The following is a 16,455-nucleotide window of genomic DNA, read 5'->3' on the forward strand; positions in this document are numbered from 1 at the left end:
TCGATAACACGGATTTTTTTTATATAATTTTTTTAAGAGTAAATCGCACCTTAGATTGAATGCCGTTTCGTTCAATTATCAATGAAATATTTCTTCCTTCTTTCGAGCTAAAAAGTTCGACCAATTCGTATAGTTTGTATCTATAGGCAAGCGTATTGTTTATACTAATAATTTCATCTCCCTTTTCAATTCCGGCCAATGCTGCCGGCGACTCTCCTCTCACATCGGCTACTACAAATTTTGGTGCGAGAAAAAAGCTGTATACTTTTTGGGTATAAATACGAACAGCACCATTTGTTTCATTGACATCCTGTGTATTAATAAGGTTGTTGAATTTATCTTTTTCATCCTTTACTACTACCAAACCATCGTGTTCTACGGTTATACCGCTCATGTTATAGTGGAAAGAATCGTTGAAATTACCATTCTTTTTGAGAATCATTCTCTGGTTGGGATAGTCCATAATCACGCTAAAACGTTTTAGAATTTCGCCACCCAAGCTTCCATTGCGTTCTTTGTAAAAACTGATACTGTCTGTAGCGTTTTTGTTTGGGAATGCCACATGAACATCGCGAAGCTTAAAGTCACCTAAACTCGCTTCTTTGAGTCGGGATCTTTTTCCGAAGATATTTCCACTTAGACCCAGTCCTAAAAAATCTTCAAAATAGTTTTTCGGGGATTCTGTTATAATGCCTGTTTCATCAAAAAGCCATAAGGCATCACTGGAGCCGCTGTCGATTAATAATGTTGCCTTTTTTGGAAATGTTTCTGAAGAAATTGTAATATCCACATACGGTTTGTTTTCATGCATTGTGAGATTAAAAACTTCACAATTACTACAAATTTTAGGGGTGTATTTTTCAGGATTATAAAAGACAATTCGCTTTCCAATATAATCTGTTCTTACAATAAATTTTTTAAAGAAATCATATCCCAGTATGCCGTGTACAGGAAGTCCCATTCGCGGTGACAGGTTTAATGCTTGTTCAAAAATTACATATATCGTATGATCATTATCTACAGCATCTCCAATCTTTACAGTGTTGTTTTTACTACGCAGAGCATCAATACTCCCGCCATCTCCCAATCCTCTAATTTTCAACGGCCTTGTATTCCTTAATTCCAACGAATCATCCTGCGACACTCCAAACAGAATCGTGGCGTTTACACCTGTATCCAATAAAAATGAAAGCTTTGTGCCATTCACCTCCACAGGGATTACCACAAGGTTATTGACTAATTCGAATGCAACACGATCTTTTACTTTATTTTCCGGAAGGAAAAATCCACTTTGAGAAAATGCAGTGGCTATACCCCCTAAAAATACTCCCAGTAGTAGGGCAATCTTCAATATTTTAAAATTCTTTTTCAATGGAATTGAAGATATAAAAAATTGCCCAAAGTAGCGCAATACAGTATGGATTTATAAAATATATTTCGCAACTTTGTTTCCTAATATATTAGCCATGCCTTCAGTTTCGAATAAAGGAAAAAACATGCCGGAATCACCTATTAGAAAGTTGGTTCCCTATGCCGAAAAAGCATATAAGCAGAACAAAACCGTTTATCATTTAAATATTGGTCAACCGGACATTAAGACACCGCAAATTGCCATGGATGCAGTTGCAACTCATAGTCTCGAAGTACTGGCCTATTCACGATCGGAAGGTTCGGAAGACTACCGAAAGAAAATAGCGAACTACTATAAAAATAATGAAATAATCGTTGAAGCCAACGATATTATAGTAACCACCGGTGGAAGTGAAGCACTCCTTTTTGCAATGGGAAGTATCGCCGATGTGGGTGACGAAATAATCATCCCTGAGCCTTTTTACGCCAATTACAACGGTTTTGCAACGGCGTCGGGTGTTACTATTGTTCCCGTTATTTCAAAAATTGAAAACAACTTCGCCTTACCTCCTATTTCAGAATTCGAAAAATTAATTACCCCGAAAACCAGGGCCATCCTTATTTGTAATCCCGGAAATCCCACAGGCTACCTTTATTCAAAAGAAGAAATTAAAACCCTCGCTTCCATCGTTAAAAAACACGATTTATTTTTGGTATCCGATGAAGTGTATCGCGAATTCACCTACGATGGCTTCGAACACTATTCTATCCTTCAAGAGGAAGGGATGGGCGAATACGGTATTATTATCGATTCGGTTTCGAAACGCTACAGTATGTGTGGAGCGCGAATAGGGTGTCTTGTTTCTAAAAACAAAGAGGTAATGCATACGGCTCTAAAATTTGCCCAGGCACGTTTAAGCCCGCCAACCTTTGCGCAAATTGCCAGTGAAGCTGCTTTGGAAACGCCTCAAAGCTATTTCGACGAGGTTATTTCCGAGTATCAGGAGCGTCGCGATACATTAATTAAACATTTACAAGCCATTCCAGGTGTAAAAGTTGGGATGCCAAAAGGAGCGTTTTACTGTATTGTAGAACTTCCAGTTAAAAATAGTGACGCCTTTGCACAGTGGCTTCTGGAAAAATTCGATCACAACGGCGAAACGGTGATGGTTGCTCCGGCAGCCGGATTCTATTCCAGTCCCGGGGTTGGTTTAAATCAGGTGCGTATCGCCTATGTCCTTAAAAAAGAGAGTTTGATTAGGGCCGTTGAAATCTTAAAAGTTGCTCTGGAACAATACCGCGATTAATGCAAATTGAACACAACAAATCACTTAAATTATTCAATACCTTCGGAATTGATTGTAAAGCCGATTTGTTTGCTGAAATACAAACGGTTCCCGAATTAAAAGAAGCACTTGCCGAAGCAAAAAACAAACCCCTATTTATTTTAGGTGGAGGAAGCAATATGCTGCTCACCAAAGATGTTCACGCCTTTGTCTTGTATATCAATTTAAAAGGTATTTCGGTGGTTTCCGAAGATGACGATTTCATTACCATGCAGGTAATGGCCGGCGAGAACTGGCATGAATTTGTGCAATACTGCATCGAACACGATTATGGAGGAGTTGAAAATTTATCGCTCATCCCCGGAAATGTAGGTACTGCTCCTATTCAGAATATTGGTGCCTATGGCGTCGAACTTAAAGATGTTTTTAAGAGTTGTACTGCTGTTGCTATTGAAACACAACAGGAACGAACTTTCAGTAAGGAGGAATGTAAATTCGACTACAGAAACTCAATTTTTAAATCCGAAATTAAAGGGAAATATATTATCACTTCCGTGACCTTTACCCTCTCAAAGTGGAAACATATTTTGCATACCTCCTACGGGGCGATAAAAGATCATCTAGCGGCAAAGCACATCGATATCCCTACCATTAAAGATATTTCGGAAGCGGTAATTGCCATTCGACAATCCAAACTACCCGACCCGAAAGAATTGGGGAATAGCGGAAGTTTTTTCAAAAATCCTGTAGTTGATGGTGAGACTTTTAAAAGCTTCCGACTGCAATATCCGGATGCTCCCTTTTATGAAGTTTCAGCGACCGAATTTAAAATTCCCGCTGCCTGGTTAATAGAACAGGCGGGATTTAAAGGACAGCGCTTTGGCGATGCGGGAGTGCATAAAAATCAGGCGTTGGTGCTTGTAAATCACGGTGATGCCACCGGAAATGAAATTTGGGAGCTCGCCATAAAAATTCAGAAGGCGGTAAAAGAAAAATTCGGGATCTACATTGAGCCCGAAGTGAATGTGTTTTAATCGGCTAAAAACACAGTGTCCAAAGTATGCACTACGCCGTTGTTCGCTTTAATATCACTCTTCCCAACAATTCCTTTTTCGCCATTAATACCGGTAACAACAATATCACTACCTTTCTTTGTTACTTTTAAGGTCGCTCCGGATATGGTAGTTAGTACATAACTTCCACCGTTCGTTTTAATATTTTGAACCAGAGAAACCGAATCGTGATTTCCTTCCACAATGTGCATTTTCAACATGGCAACCAAAGCTTCCTTGTTCTTAGGATTTAAGAAACTTTCCCGCTTGGCTTTTTCCATGGCATCGAAAGCCGCGGTGGTAGGTGCCAAAACTGTATATGGCCCCTGCTCTTTCATCAAAATATCTGTCATTCCCGCGGAAACTAAAAAACTCGCAAAAGTCTTCAATTCGGGAGTTACCATCACCTTACTCATCACACTTTTGGTTTGGGCTTTTTCGGCTTCGGTAGGAATTTTTTTCACCTTAGGTGCTACTGTGTCGGCCTTAGTTTCCATAGTCTCGGCATTTGTGTCTTTTGCATCGTTCTTACAAGCTGAAACAACTGCCAATACAGCACAAATACACAGAAATCGTTTTATATAATTCATATCTTAATTGTTCAAAAATTAATGCTAAAAATAGTCAAATTACCTCCACATCACCAAGAAAGATTGTATTTTTGTACTTCAAAATAAAGGTATGGGACTTTTTATAATCACATTTATTGTTTTGCTGCTTGCAGTCGCAGGAATTGCAATTAAGATTTGGGGTAAAAAAGACGGAAAGTTTGCCGGAACATGCGCAAGTCAGAGTCCGTTTTTAAACAAGGATGGTGAAGCGTGTGGGTTCTGCGGAAAAACGCCCGACCAGTTTGAATCTTGTACCGAAGAACCTCATCTATAACATAAATTCTCGAGCAGCCTATGGTGCTACTTTACGTATTTGCTGCAGTTGTTGTAATAAACTGTCTGTACTACTTCTTATTTTCCAAATTTTCTTTTTTTAATGCTTTTGAAAAAAATACCTCAACCGCTTTCCCGGTTTCCTTATTGGTCTGTGCAAAGAACGAAGCCGAAAATCTAAGAAAACACATTCCGCTTTGGTTGAAGCAAAACTATCCTTATTTTGAGATAATTCTAATTAATGACGCCTCCTACGACGATACTTTGGAGGTAATGGAGCAATTTGCCGAAACCGATGCACGCATTAAAATTGTAAATGTTGAAAATAACGAAGCTTTTTGGGCCAATAAAAAGTATGCACTTACACTGGGTATTAAAAAGGCTAAACACATGCGAATGGTCTTTACCGATGCCGATTGCCGTCCGGCAAGCGACGTGTGGCTTCAAGAAATGGCAACTCACTTTACAGAAGATAAACAACTTATATTAGGATACGGAGCTTATGAAAAGGGAACTTCATTTCTTAATAGACTAATTCGTTTTGAAACCCTAATGACTGCGGTTCAGTATTTTTCGTACGCTCAATGCGGAATCCCGTATATGGGCGTTGGTCGAAACCTCGCCTACACAGGCGATTTGTATCATAGCACCAACGGCTTTATGTCGCATATAAAAGTTGCTTCAGGGGACGACGATTTATTTGTAAATGAAGTGGCAACCAAAAACAATACGGCAATTTGTGTTGCTGAAAATGCTTTTACTTATTCTTTACCTAAAAAAACCTGGAAGACCTGGATGCTTCAGAAGAAAAGACATATTACTACCGCTAAATTATACAAAACCCAACATCGATTACTGTTAGCGCTGTACTACCTAACCAATTTTCTGTTTTGGCCCCTTGCAATTTTGTGTTTAGTATTTTTAGATTGGAGACTACCGTTATTGCTTATTGTGATAAGATTTGCTGCGCAATGGATCATTGTAGGGAAATCGGCAAAAAAATTAAAAGAGAATGATATTATTGCCTGGATTCCATTTTTAGAACTGTTTTTAGTATTCGCACAATTGAGTATCTTTATTTCCGGTAGCACATCAAAATCGACGCGTTGGAAATAACTAAGGAAGAAATTCTGCATCAAATTCAGAAGGCGAAAAAAGGCAAACAAAGTGCTTTCAGTTTTTTGCTGGATTATTTTTGGAATGAAGTCTATGGATTTCAAATTAAACGCGTAAAAGACGAATACGAAGCCGAGGACATCGCGATCGAAACCTTTTCGAAAGCCTTCGATAAAATTGAAACTTTCGATGAAAATTACACCTTTGGAACCTGGCTCGTTGCAATTTCAAAAAACATCCAAATAGACAAAACCCGAAAGAAAAATGCGTCTATTTACGCCCAAACTACCGATGCCAGTGAGGAACACATCAAAAAAATTGCCGATCACAATCCAACACCTGAAGACAAACTTATTACCGAACAAAATTTAGCCGAACTACTGCAATTTATAAAGGAACTAAAACCCCATTATCAGGAAGTAATCAATCTGCGCTATTTTCAGGAAATGAGCTATAACGAAATCTCCGAATCGCTACAAGAACCACTTAACAACGTAAAAGTACGCTTGTTACGCGCCAAGAAACTTTTAGCCGAAATTATCACACAAAATCATACCCCGTGATACGCGCGGTGCAAAAATTAGGCCCCGGCTTTCTTTTTGCCGGAGCGGCCATTGGGGTCTCACATTTGGTACAGTCTACACGAGCGGGAGCCGATTTCGGATTTGGGTTGTTGTGGGCTTTGTTACTCATCAATGCTGTAAAGTATCCCTTCTTCGAATTTGGACCGCGATATGCTTCGGCTACCGGCGAGAGTTTGCTTAAGGGTTATGAAAAATTAGGAAAAGGTGTTTTGATTGCCTATTTCGTAATTTCATTCGCCACCATGTTTACCATACAAACTGCCGTAACTATTGTAACGGCAGGAATTGCCGCTTCACTCTTCGAAAGCGGATCTATAGTACTTTGGACAGCGATAATCACGGCCATCTGCTTTGCGATTCTAATTATTGGACGCTATAAAATTCTCGATTCCCTGATGAAAATTATAGTGTTATGTCTAACTATTAGTACGCTTATTGCCGTTGGTTTGGCTATTCAACCCGAGATGGTAGTTACATTTACACAGGTGATTCCAACCGATGCGCTTTCCGTAGCTTTTTTAATTGCCTTTATGGGCTGGATGCCCGCCCCCCTCGATATTTCTATCTGGCAATCTATTTGGACCGTAGAAAAAAAGAAGCTGGATCCAACCATTACTGTGCGACAATCTCGTTTCGATTTTAATGTGGGATTTTTTACCACTATCGTTCTGGCGATAGGTTTTCTGGCCTTGGGCGCTTTGGTGATGTATGGAAGCGGCGATGGGTTTTCTTCGGAAGCCGGTACATTTGCAAATCAGTTAATTTCGATGTACACCTTCAGTTTGGGTGACGGAGCCAAAATAATTATTGGGATTGCCGCCTTAACCACAATGTTTAGTACTACTCTCACAACACTGGATGCCTCACCCCGCGTGATGCAGAGCACCACCGAAATTCTTTCGGGGAAACTATTTAAACGCGGATATTTGTTGTGGCTTTTAATTTTGGTATTCGGTACTTTGGCTATCTTTTTCTTTTTTATATCTGAAATGGGACTGCTTATAAAAGTTGCTACCATCCTATCCTTTTTAACAGCTCCGTTTTACGCTATTATCAGTTATAAACTGCTCACCGGCAAGCATACGCCCGAAGCAGCGAGGCCTTCAAAATTTATGAAGGGATATAGTATAGTCTCTATCGTGATATTAATTGCTTTTAGTATTTGGTATCTCACCACCTTATAATGCAATTTTTAGAGGGAATCTTAGTATCTTTGTCCAGCTTATGAATTCAGAAATTATAGACATTCAAAAACCTGCACCCAAACCAAAATGGCTAAGGGTAAAGCTGCCTACCGGTAAAAAATACACCGAGTTACGCGGATTGGTCGATAAATACAAATTACATACCATTTGCACCTCCGGAAGCTGCCCCAATATGGGTGAATGCTGGACCGAAGGTACCGCCACCTTTATGATTTTAGGAAATACCTGTACAAGATCCTGCGGTTTTTGCGGCGTTAAAACAGGAAGACCTGAAACAGTGGATTGGGATGAACCCGAAAAAGTAGCACGCTCCATCAAACTCATGGAAATTAAGCACGCGGTGATTACATCGGTAGATAGAGACGATTTAAAAGACATGGGTTCTATTCTTTGGGCTGAAACTATAAAAGCTATCCGACGAATGAATCCCGAAACAACTTTGGAAACACTAATTCCCGATTTTCAAGGTGTCACCCGAAATATTGACCGAATCATTGCAGTAAAACCCGAAGTGGTTTCACATAATATGGAAACGGTAAAGCGATTGACACGCGAAGTACGTATTCAGGCGAAATACGAACGCAGCCTCGAAGTACTTCGGTATTTAAAAGATCAAGGGATTGAGCGTACTAAAAGTGGCATCATGTTGGGACTTGGCGAAACCGAAGCAGAGGTATTACAAACTATGGAAGATCTTCGGAAAGTAGGTTTAAATATCGTAACGCTGGGCCAATATTTACAACCCTCAAAAAGACATCTTCCCGTAAAGGAATTTATCCACCCCGATCAATTTGCACGCTTTGAAAAAATTGGATACGAAATGGGCTTCCGTCATGTTGAAAGTGGTGCCTTGGTTCGGTCGTCTTATAAAGCGCAAAAGCATCTTACCTAGCTTCAGTCAATGGAAAAGAGCATAAAAATTGGAATTAACGGCTTCGGGCGAATTGGTCGCACACTCTTTAGGCTGTTGTTGCATCACCCTTCAATAGAAGTTGTTGCGGTAAATGATATTTCAGACACAAAAACCCTAAGTCATTTGTTGAAATACGACAGTATTCACGGAATATTGAGGGAAGAAATTTCCTATTCCGAAAATGAGATTAGCGTTGCAGGGAAATCGGTTCGTTTCTCTTCGGAACGAAATATAGAAAAAATTAACTGGAGAAATGTAGACATTGTCATTGAGTGTTCCGGGAAATTTAAAACCCGGATGCAGCTTGAAAACCATATTAAAAATGGCGGTAAAAAGGTGATTTTATCAGTTCCATCGGTAGACGACAATATAAAAACAGTGGTTCTGGGCGTAAACGATTCGATTTTAAGTGCCGAAGATACCATCATTTCTAATGCTTCTTGCACCACAAATAATGCCGCTCCCATGCTTAAGATCATCAACGATTTATGTGGGGTGGAGCAAGCCTATATTACCACTGTACATTCGTATACAACAGATCAAAGTCTGCACGATCAACCGCATAGAGACTTACGTAGGGCACGGGCTGCCGGACAATCTATTGTTCCTACTACAACAGGGGCTGCAAAAGCCCTCACCAAAATATTCCCGGAATTGGCTTCGGCCATTGGTGGATGTGGTATTCGTGTTCCGGTGCCCAATGGTTCGCTAACCGACATGACAATAAATGTAAAAAATGAGGTGACTATTGAAGCTATTAATAACGCCTTTAAATTAGCATCAGAAACAAACTTAAAAAACATTTTACAGTACACCGAAGACCCAATAGTTTCTATCGATATTGTAGGGAATACACACTCCTGTATTTTTGATGCTGAAATGACTTCGGTAATAGGAAAAATGGTGAAAATTATTGGCTGGTATGACAATGAAACAGGTTATTCCTCAAGAATTGTAGATTTAATCCTACAATTTCCACAAAAATAATCTTCGGTATCGAGGAAATGACTATATTTATCGCTGAAGTACATAAGATTAATGACTAGTATCTCATTAAAATACAACATATTACTCCCCGTATTCTGCTGTTTGTTCCTGTCTCACAACCTTTTGTCACAGAGTGCAAAACAGGATACGATTGCGCTTGTCAAAAAATATCAAACTACAGCAGGAGCAGCTCTAAAGAATCAGGATTTTGAGACGGCCATCGTCAACCTGAACAAAGCAAATAAATTTCTTTCCACTTCTACCGATATGATGCTGAAGGCGGAAATCCTTTTAAGTGTTGCCCAATTGAACTATTCCCTTCAAAATTTTGATAAGGCGGCTTCCGAAGCCAATAAGGCAATTTTTATCCTCGGTCAAAAAGATGAAGAGGAAAAATTAGCGATTGCCTACTATCTGTACGGTATTATTTTAACTCAAACAGGCGACTTTGCTAATTCTGAAAAATTTCTAAAAGAATCTGATAAGGTTTTTACCAAACGAAGTGATGAAAAAAATCAAGCCAATGTTGTGCTGGCATTGGGGAATCTGGAATTAAAAAAGAAGAATTACAAAATCGCGGTGAACTATTTCGACGCTGCTATTCCCTTTTTTCAAACAAATAAGCTTCCTTTTTCTGAAGCCAATTCGCACCTCCACAGAGCGGAAGCTTTGTTATATTTACAGCCAGGTGATGTTTCCTACAACCCGATGTCGCAGGCCAAGCTTTCATTAGAAAATGCAATAGCGCTTAGTGATGCAAATGGGTATACAAAACTTAAAATAGACAGTTATAAAATTGCTTCCTACATAGCCTTGAAACAAAATGATTACATTAAGGCAGAAGCAAATCTCGAAATTTATGAACGCAGAAACGATTCTATTTATCAGGTTTATCTCAATGCAATTTCAAAGGGGGTAGATGCCGAAACAAGTGTGGGTGACCTAACCAATATTATCCTTGCTCAGAAAGACGATCTCGATAAAAAACAAAAATCGATTAACTTCGGTAAGATGACAACAGGCCTGAGTATCGCACTCATAGTAATTTTGTCACTTTTAACGCTTTCTCTTTACAAAAACAACAATTTACGAGCAAAAGCAAACGAATTGCTGCAGGACAAAAACAACGAACTTTTACTCGCAAAAGAAAAGGCAGAAAAAGCATCTTTGGCAAAAGCACAGTTCTTATCTACAATTACACATGAACTGCGAACTCCGTTGTACGCCGTAACCGGTCTTACCCATCTATTAATGGAAGAGAATCCGTTGGCACACCAAAAGGAGCATTTAAATTCGTTAAAATTTTCGGGGGAATACCTGCTTTCGCTTATTAACAACATACTGGACCTTAACAAGCTGGAAGCCAATAAGGTTGAAATAGAAAAAACTAACTTCTCGTTGAAAAAACGTATCAACGATGTGCTTATTGCCCTAAAAAAATCTGCAGACGATCGCAAGAACAACCTGCATTTGGAGTACGACGAATCCATTCCCGATAAACTTGTGGGGGATCCTTTAAAGCTGTCTCAGGTGCTTATCAATTTAATTGGAAACTCAGTCAAGTTTACTCAAAACGGTGATGTTTTTGTTCGCATTGGAAAAATTGATCAAAAGGGAAATAAAGTATCACTTCATTTTGAAATTGAAGACAATGGAGTTGGAATTTCCAAAAAGAAGCAAAAAAGTATTTTTGAAACTTTCTCTCAAGCATCGCTTCAAATTAACAGAAAATTTGGCGGAACCGGTCTGGGACTTTCCATTGTGAAAAACCTTCTGGAATTAATGGGAAGCAAGATTCAACTGGAAAGTCAGTTGGGCAAAGGTTCCAAGTTCTGGTTTAACATCAATTTTGAAGTTTCGGAAGACAGCTCGGATAGTATAAATTCAAATAATATAACCTACGAGATCGATTATGACGCGCTTGAAAACAGACGTGTTTTGGTGGTTGAAGACAATAAAATCAACCAAATGATTACTAAAAAGATCCTCGAAAAGAATAAAATGGTATGTATGGTGGCCGACAATGGGATGGAAGCTATCGAGTTGGTGAAAGAACATAACTTCGATGTAATTTTAATGGATATTCACATGCCGGGAATAAGCGGAATTGAAGCCACTCAGAAGATTCGTGAATTCAACAAAAAACTCCCAATTATAGCCCTTACGGCAGTCACCATAGATGAAAATCTGGACGATTTCTATCGCGCCGGATTTAATGAAATTATTCCGAAGCCATTTAAAACTGAAGAGTTTTTCGAAAAAATCTTCCGAACGCTTGCAGGAAGAAAATCTCCGGTAGATAGTTAATTGTAGCGGTGCTTGTCTATAGCATCAAAAATGGTTTCCACAAAGAATTCCTCCTGCTCATTTAAAATCACCGTTTTTATAGGCAAATAATACAATGCGAACTTTTCCAATTTCGGCTGTAGCCGCATATAGTCCTTTTCGGTTGTAAGTACGATTTCCTTTTTCTTTAACTTCTCAATAGTAGCATCGCTAAAATCGTGGTGATCGGGAAATTTTTCGTGCGTAAATACAAACTGTTTTCGCGTAAGAAAATCTACCAGAGGCTTCGGATTTGCAATTCCGGTTACCAGCGTAAACGGTTTGTTTCTTAGGTAGTCCAAAGATTGAATTTCAGCTTTACCATAAATAGAATCATCGTATCCTATCCGGGAAAAATAGATTTTTTGATGCGGCTTCAAATCCATCCGAAACTGAATTTCCTGCAATTTCGCATATGCCACTCCTTCAGGGCATTTGGTAACCACAATAATATCTGCTCTGTCGGCGCCGCTTCGGAATTCACGTAAATTTCCGGTTGGCAGCATATAATCTTCAATGTATAGATCGGGAAAAGAAGTTAAAAGAATAGTGGTCGATGCCTTCACTTTTCGGTGCTGAAAGGCGTCATCCAACAATATTATATCTGCTCGTTTTTGCAATTTTTCAATGCCTTCTCTCCTATCGGCACAAACGGCTACAATACTTTCGGGAAAATTCTGTTTCATTTGAAGCGGTTCATCTCCTACTTCCCAAGCGCTACTGTTTAGTGAAACCTCACGATAACCCTTTGTTTTACGCTTGTAACCCCTACTCAAAACTGCCACCTTGTATTCATCCATTAAAAAAGAAGCCAAATACTGTATCATGGGAGATTTACCGGTTCCTCCTGTCGATAAATTCCCCACACAGATGATTGGTATTTTATAGGTGCGGCTTTCCAACCAACCCTTATTGTAGGCATAATTTCGCAAGGCGGTAATTCCTCCGTATAAAATTGCAAAAGGAAAAAGGAGTTTGCGTAGTAACTTCATGCAACGAAAGTACTAATTCCCAACAAAACGTAAATCGCTTTGGTATTATTTCAGAAATAATAACTGAAACTAATTAGTTTTCAACTAACAATCATAATCTTATCTTTACCAAAATTAATTTATATGAAGGTAAAAGAAGTTGTACAGCTACTGGAAGATTTTGCTCCACTGAGCTATGCTGAAGATTTTGACAACACCGGACTTTTAGTTGGTAATTCTGAAGTTGATGTCACAGGTATTTTGGTGACATTAGACACCTTGGAAAGTGTTGTAGATGAAGCCATTTCGACCAATTGTAACTTAATTTTTAGTTTTCACCCCATTGTTTTTTCAGGATTAAAAAAAATTACCGGAAAAACCTATGTAGAGCGTGTAGTAGAAAAAGCCATTAAAAACGATATCGCATTGTTTGCGATTCACACAGCATTGGACAACTCATGGAATGGCGTAAATGCTATGATTTGTGAAAAACTAAATCTTACCAATAAGCACATTCTTCTTCCACAAAAGGGAACCATAAAAAAGTTAATCACTTTCGTGCCTGTCACCGAAGCCGAAAAAGTACGCGAGGCACTGTTTGCAGTAGGTGCGGGGGAAATTGGCAATTATTCCAATTGTAGTTTTTCACTTAAAGGAACAGGCAGTTTCCACGGAAATGAAGCTTCCAACCCAAAAATCGGGGAGCGAGGCATGACTCATTTTGAAGAAGAAATACAAATTGGAGTTACATTTCAGAAGCACTTAGAGAAGGCTGTACTGAAAGCGCTATCACAGTCGCATCCCTATGAAGAAGTCGCCTACGAGATTACAACTCTCGAAAATACCAATCAGCATATTGGCATGGGAATGGTTGGGGAATTACAAACTCCTCTCTCTGAAAAAGCTTTTTTACAGCATCTTAAAAAGACCATGAATACACAGAGTATAAGGCATTCTGCCTTCCTGAATAAAAACATAAAAAAAGTAGCCGTTTTGGGAGGAAGTGGAAGTTTTGCTATAGAAGCTGCCAAACAAGCGGGAGCCGATGTTTTTGTAAGCGCCGACTTTAAATACCACGACTTTTTTAAGGCCGAAAAATCGATTCTTTTGGCCGATATCGGGCATTACGAAAGTGAACAATACACAAAAGACTTATTAGTTGCCGTGCTTAACAAAAAAATCACTAATTTTGCACCTGCTTTATCGGCAGCTAGAGTCGTTAAATCAGAAATAAATACCAATCCTATTAGCTATTTTTAAAATATGGCAACAAAAACAGAACATACTGTAGAAGAGAAGTTAAGAGCACTATTCGATTTACAATTAATCGATTCACGCATTGACGAAATTCGAAATGTACGTGGAGAGCTTCCATTGGAAGTTGAAGATTTAGAAGATGAAGTAGCAGGAATGAATACGCGTCTTGAAAAATTGAAAACAGATCTTGGGGTGATTGAAGATGAGATTAAGGGAAAGAAAAACCTTATTGAAGAGGCCAAAGGTCTTATCAAAAAATACACTACTCAGCAAGACAATGTTCGTAACAACCGTGAATACAATTCACTAAGTAAGGAGGTTGAATTTCAAGAATTAGAAATTCAATTGGCCGAAAAACACATCAAAGAATTTAAAGCACAGATCGAGCAGAAGAAAGTTGTTATCGACGAAACTAAAGGACGATTAACAGAGCGTCAGGATCACTTAAAGCACAAGCAAGGTGAGTTGGACGAAATCCTTTCAGAAACCGAAAAAGAAGAAAAAGCACTTATAAAGAAATCGGAAGATTTCGAAAAGCAAATCGAAGAGCGCTTGGTAAAAGCATACAAACGTATTAGAACCAATGTAAAAAATGGTCTTGCGGTTGTAGCGGTTGAGCGTGGTGCTTCGGGAGGTTCCTTTTTTACCATTCCACCTCAAGTACAGATGGAAATTGCATCGCGTAAAAAAATTATTACCGATGAGCACAGCGGACGAATTTTGGTAGACCCGGAATTGGCCACTGAAGAAAAAGAAAAAATGGAGAAGCTTTTTGCCAAAGTAAAATAAAGACTTCCCAAAAATTATAACAAAGCCTTCACACCATGTGAGGGCTTTTTTTGTTAGCTTCCCTGAAAGGATTTCGACTCTTTTTCGACAGCCTTAAAAATTCAAATTATGAAAAATCACATCCTCTTATTTATATCTGTCATATTGGTCACCTTATCGGGATCCTGTAAACCTTCCAATGAAAAAAATAAGGTAGAAGAAGCAATGGCCCAAAAGGAAATTGCGCCCATTGAGGTTGAATCCATTAACGGTATGAAACGTGCCTATTTCGCTAGCGGCTGTTTCTGGTGTGTGGAAGCTGTTTACGAAAGTGTAAAAGGTGTAAAAGAAGTGATTTCAGGATATAGCGGAGGACACACTCAAAACCCTACGTATGAAAGCAGCAATACAGGCCGGACAGGTCACGCAGAGGCTGTTGAGGTAATTTACGACCCAAAGATTGTAAGTTTTGCAACACTGGTCGATGTGTATTTCGGGTCCCAGAATGTGACTCAGGTAAACGGACAAGGCCCGGACAGAGGATCTCAATATCGTTCGATTATCTTTTATCAAACCAATGAAGAAAAAAGCATAATTGATAAGAAAATTGCGTTGTTAAATGAAGCTTTGGGAAATCAGAAAGTAGCGGCACAGGTGCTTCCCTTTCAAAAATTTTGGGATGCCGAAGGATATCACCAGGATTACGAAAAACTAAATCCGAACAACCCATACATTCAAAATGTGTCCATTCCCAGATTGCGAAAATTTCAGGAGAAATTTCCGGAGTTGCTAAAAGAAACAGCCGGGCATTAATTATTGCAAAGGTTTTACTGCCTTAATTTCAAAGATTAGAGGATATTGTTTGAAGGGAAGTTCGAACAATCCATTTGGATTTTCTTCTAATCCGGGAAAGATATTATAGGGCGACGCATCGTGTTCTTGTAAGAAATCAATTTGCAGACCGGCGTCACTTAACGAAGTAATTATTTCACCCAGACCATGATTCCAGCCGTATTCCTTACTGGTTATTTTGGCATTTTTATCGGCATAACTTCCTTCGTATTCTTCATAAATTGCATCCTTTTGCTGATAACCGTACTTTAATTGTGGGGGGGAAACTGTATAATCGAACATCCAGGCAATAGGATGAAATTCGACAATATAAAACATGCCGCCGGGTTTTAAGCGTTCAGAAATCATTTGGGCCCAGGGTTTCAAATCGGGCAACCATCCAATGGTACCGTAACTGGTAATTACAATATCGAAAGTTTCTTCTATATATAAAGAAGTGTCGAGCACATTGCAACATACAAAGCGGGCATCGAGATGTAATTCGGTATTTAATTTTCCGGCCAAGGAGATTGCTACTTCCGAAATATCTACTCCCGTACATTTGGCTCCCATTCTACTCAAGCTTAACGTATCCTGTCCAAAATGGCATTGCAAATGCAATACGGATTTTCCTGTAATTGCACCTAGTGCTTCCAGTTCATAGCTATGTAAGGAAGTGACTCCTTTTTTAAATTTCTCCAAATTATAAAAATTGCTGGCAGCATGTATAGCAACGCGTTTGTTCCAGGTGTCTTTATTAATTTCGAAAGCTTTATTTACATCCATCATACTAATTTTTTACTTAACATAAACACTTGCAATATGAGTTTGATACAATTTTAACACTTGAGGTTAATTATGGTTAAACTTTTCATCAAATTTATTAAAAGTTGATACTTTAGAACTACTAATTATAAAAACCATTC

16 protein-coding genes are annotated in these 16,455 nt (G+C 38.9%); 12 read left to right on the plus strand and 4 right to left on the minus strand.

The window, feature by feature from the left end; translation table 11 throughout:
• Positions 1-19: 19 nt before the first annotated feature.
• On the minus strand, positions 20-1,351 hold the full coding sequence (locus tag ATE92_RS01890) for an aspartyl protease family protein (protein ID WP_157809531.1): 1,332 nt from the start codon (positions 1,349-1,351) through the stop codon (positions 20-22).
• A gap of 115 nt (positions 1,352-1,466) precedes the next feature.
• Between ATE92_RS01890 and ATE92_RS01895 the strand changes: the two genes are divergently transcribed.
• Both ATE92_RS01895 and murB read left to right on the plus strand, forming a co-directional pair.
• The gene (locus ATE92_RS01895) at positions 1,467-2,657 is read left to right on the plus strand and encodes a pyridoxal phosphate-dependent aminotransferase (RefSeq protein ID WP_100802089.1); all 1,191 of its coding nucleotides are present in this window, start codon (positions 1,467-1,469) and stop codon (positions 2,655-2,657) included.
• Positions 2,657-3,670, plus strand: coding sequence for a UDP-N-acetylmuramate dehydrogenase (gene murB / locus ATE92_RS01900; protein WP_100802090.1), 1,014 nt, complete (start codon positions 2,657-2,659; stop codon positions 3,668-3,670). Before ATE92_RS01895 ends, murB begins: the two co-directional genes overlap by 1 nt.
• On the opposite strand, the gene ATE92_RS01905 is transcribed toward murB, so the two are convergent.
• On the minus strand, positions 3,667-4,278 hold the full coding sequence (locus ATE92_RS01905) for a fasciclin domain-containing protein (protein ID WP_100802091.1): 612 nt from the start codon (positions 4,276-4,278) through the stop codon (positions 3,667-3,669). The two genes, murB and ATE92_RS01905, sit on opposite strands and share 4 nt — an antisense overlap.
• 91 nt (positions 4,279-4,369) lie before the next feature.
• Between ATE92_RS01905 and ATE92_RS01910 the strand changes: the two genes are divergently transcribed.
• From ATE92_RS01910 to ATE92_RS01940, 7 genes are read left to right on the plus strand one after another with little or no spacing between them, the layout of a single operon-like run.
• Entirely contained in the window at positions 4,370-4,573 is a 204-nt protein-coding gene (locus tag ATE92_RS01910) for a membrane or secreted protein (RefSeq protein ID WP_100802092.1), read from the plus strand.
• Positions 4,574-4,593: 20 nt separating this feature from the next.
• A complete protein-coding gene (locus ATE92_RS01915; RefSeq protein ID WP_100802093.1) occupies positions 4,594-5,688 on the plus strand; it encodes a glycosyltransferase in 1,095 nt (364 codons plus the stop codon).
• Positions 5,679-6,251 (plus strand): RNA polymerase sigma factor, encoded by a 573-nt coding sequence (locus tag ATE92_RS01920; RefSeq protein ID WP_100802094.1) that lies wholly within the window; start codon positions 5,679-5,681, stop codon positions 6,249-6,251. The genes ATE92_RS01915 and ATE92_RS01920 overlap by 10 nt, the downstream gene beginning before the upstream one ends.
• Positions 6,251-7,456 carry an NRAMP family divalent metal transporter gene (locus tag ATE92_RS01925; protein WP_100804317.1) on the plus strand — a complete coding sequence of 402 codons (1,206 nt, stop codon included), beginning with the start codon at positions 6,251-6,253 and terminating at the stop codon, positions 7,454-7,456. Before ATE92_RS01920 ends, ATE92_RS01925 begins: the two co-directional genes overlap by 1 nt.
• Positions 7,457-7,496: 40 nt before the next feature.
• Positions 7,497-8,369: a lipoyl synthase gene (lipA, locus tag ATE92_RS01930; RefSeq protein ID WP_100802095.1), complete on the plus strand. Its 873-nt coding sequence runs from the start codon at positions 7,497-7,499 to the stop codon at positions 8,367-8,369.
• Between the two features lie 9 nt (positions 8,370-8,378).
• Positions 8,379-9,377 carry a type I glyceraldehyde-3-phosphate dehydrogenase gene (gene gap / locus ATE92_RS01935; protein ID WP_100802096.1) on the plus strand — a complete coding sequence of 333 codons (999 nt, stop codon included), beginning with the start codon at positions 8,379-8,381 and terminating at the stop codon, positions 9,375-9,377.
• A gap of 51 nt (positions 9,378-9,428) precedes the next feature.
• Positions 9,429-11,684 carry a response regulator gene (locus ATE92_RS01940; protein WP_232729099.1) on the plus strand — a complete coding sequence of 752 codons (2,256 nt, stop codon included), beginning with the start codon at positions 9,429-9,431 and terminating at the stop codon, positions 11,682-11,684.
• On the opposite strand, the gene lpxK is transcribed toward ATE92_RS01940, so the two are convergent.
• The gene (gene lpxK / locus ATE92_RS01945) at positions 11,681-12,694 is read right to left on the minus strand and encodes a tetraacyldisaccharide 4'-kinase (RefSeq protein WP_100802097.1); all 1,014 of its coding nucleotides are present in this window, start codon (positions 12,692-12,694) and stop codon (positions 11,681-11,683) included. The two genes, ATE92_RS01940 and lpxK, sit on opposite strands and share 4 nt — an antisense overlap.
• Positions 12,695-12,817: 123 nt before the next feature.
• Here lpxK and ATE92_RS01950 point away from each other — a divergent pair, with 123 nt between their 5' ends.
• From ATE92_RS01950 to msrA, 3 genes are all read left to right on the plus strand, one after another.
• Positions 12,818-13,933: a Nif3-like dinuclear metal center hexameric protein gene (locus ATE92_RS01950; protein ID WP_100802098.1), complete on the plus strand. Its 1,116-nt coding sequence runs from the start codon at positions 12,818-12,820 to the stop codon at positions 13,931-13,933.
• Between the two features lie 3 nt (positions 13,934-13,936).
• Positions 13,937-14,719: a zinc ribbon domain-containing protein gene (locus ATE92_RS01955; RefSeq protein ID WP_100802099.1), complete on the plus strand. Its 783-nt coding sequence runs from the start codon at positions 13,937-13,939 to the stop codon at positions 14,717-14,719.
• Positions 14,720-14,827: 108 nt separating this feature from the next.
• Positions 14,828-15,511: a peptide-methionine (S)-S-oxide reductase MsrA gene (gene msrA, locus ATE92_RS01960; RefSeq protein WP_100802100.1), complete on the plus strand. Its 684-nt coding sequence runs from the start codon at positions 14,828-14,830 to the stop codon at positions 15,509-15,511.
• Here the strand turns inward: msrA and ATE92_RS01965 are convergent, their stop codons facing one another.
• Positions 15,512-16,315: a class I SAM-dependent methyltransferase gene (locus tag ATE92_RS01965; protein WP_100804319.1), complete on the minus strand. Its 804-nt coding sequence runs from the start codon at positions 16,313-16,315 to the stop codon at positions 15,512-15,514. It abuts the gene before it with no gap.
• Between the last annotated feature and the right edge of the window lie 140 nt (positions 16,316-16,455).

The sequence above is a fragment of the Ulvibacter sp. MAR_2010_11 genome (assembly GCF_002813135.1).
Classification (GTDB): domain Bacteria; phylum Bacteroidota; class Bacteroidia; order Flavobacteriales; family Flavobacteriaceae; genus Altibacter.

Coding starts and splice junctions, on each gene's coding strand:
- ATE92_RS01895 (WP_100802089.1), top strand. CDS start 1,467: ATGCCTTCAGTTTCGAATAAAGGAAAAAACATGCCGGAATCACCTATT.
- murB (WP_100802090.1), top strand. CDS start 2,657: ATGCAAATTGAACACAACAAATCACTTAAATTATTCAATACCTTCGGA.
- ATE92_RS01905 (WP_100802091.1), bottom strand. CDS start 4,278: ATGAATTATATAAAACGATTTCTGTGTATTTGTGCTGTATTGGCAGTT.
- ATE92_RS01910 (WP_100802092.1), top strand. CDS start 4,370: ATGGGACTTTTTATAATCACATTTATTGTTTTGCTGCTTGCAGTCGCA.
- ATE92_RS01915 (WP_100802093.1), top strand. CDS start 4,594: ATGGTGCTACTTTACGTATTTGCTGCAGTTGTTGTAATAAACTGTCTG.
- lipA (WP_100802095.1), top strand. CDS start 7,497: ATGAATTCAGAAATTATAGACATTCAAAAACCTGCACCCAAACCAAAA.
- gap (WP_100802096.1), top strand. CDS start 8,379: ATGGAAAAGAGCATAAAAATTGGAATTAACGGCTTCGGGCGAATTGGT.
- ATE92_RS01940 (WP_232729099.1), top strand. CDS start 9,429: ATGACTAGTATCTCATTAAAATACAACATATTACTCCCCGTATTCTGC.
- lpxK (WP_100802097.1), bottom strand. CDS start 12,694: ATGAAGTTACTACGCAAACTCCTTTTTCCTTTTGCAATTTTATACGGA.
- ATE92_RS01950 (WP_100802098.1), top strand. CDS start 12,818: ATGAAGGTAAAAGAAGTTGTACAGCTACTGGAAGATTTTGCTCCACTG.
- ATE92_RS01955 (WP_100802099.1), top strand. CDS start 13,937: ATGGCAACAAAAACAGAACATACTGTAGAAGAGAAGTTAAGAGCACTA.
- msrA (WP_100802100.1), top strand. CDS start 14,828: ATGAAAAATCACATCCTCTTATTTATATCTGTCATATTGGTCACCTTA.
- ATE92_RS01965 (WP_100804319.1), bottom strand. CDS start 16,315: ATGGATGTAAATAAAGCTTTCGAAATTAATAAAGACACCTGGAACAAA.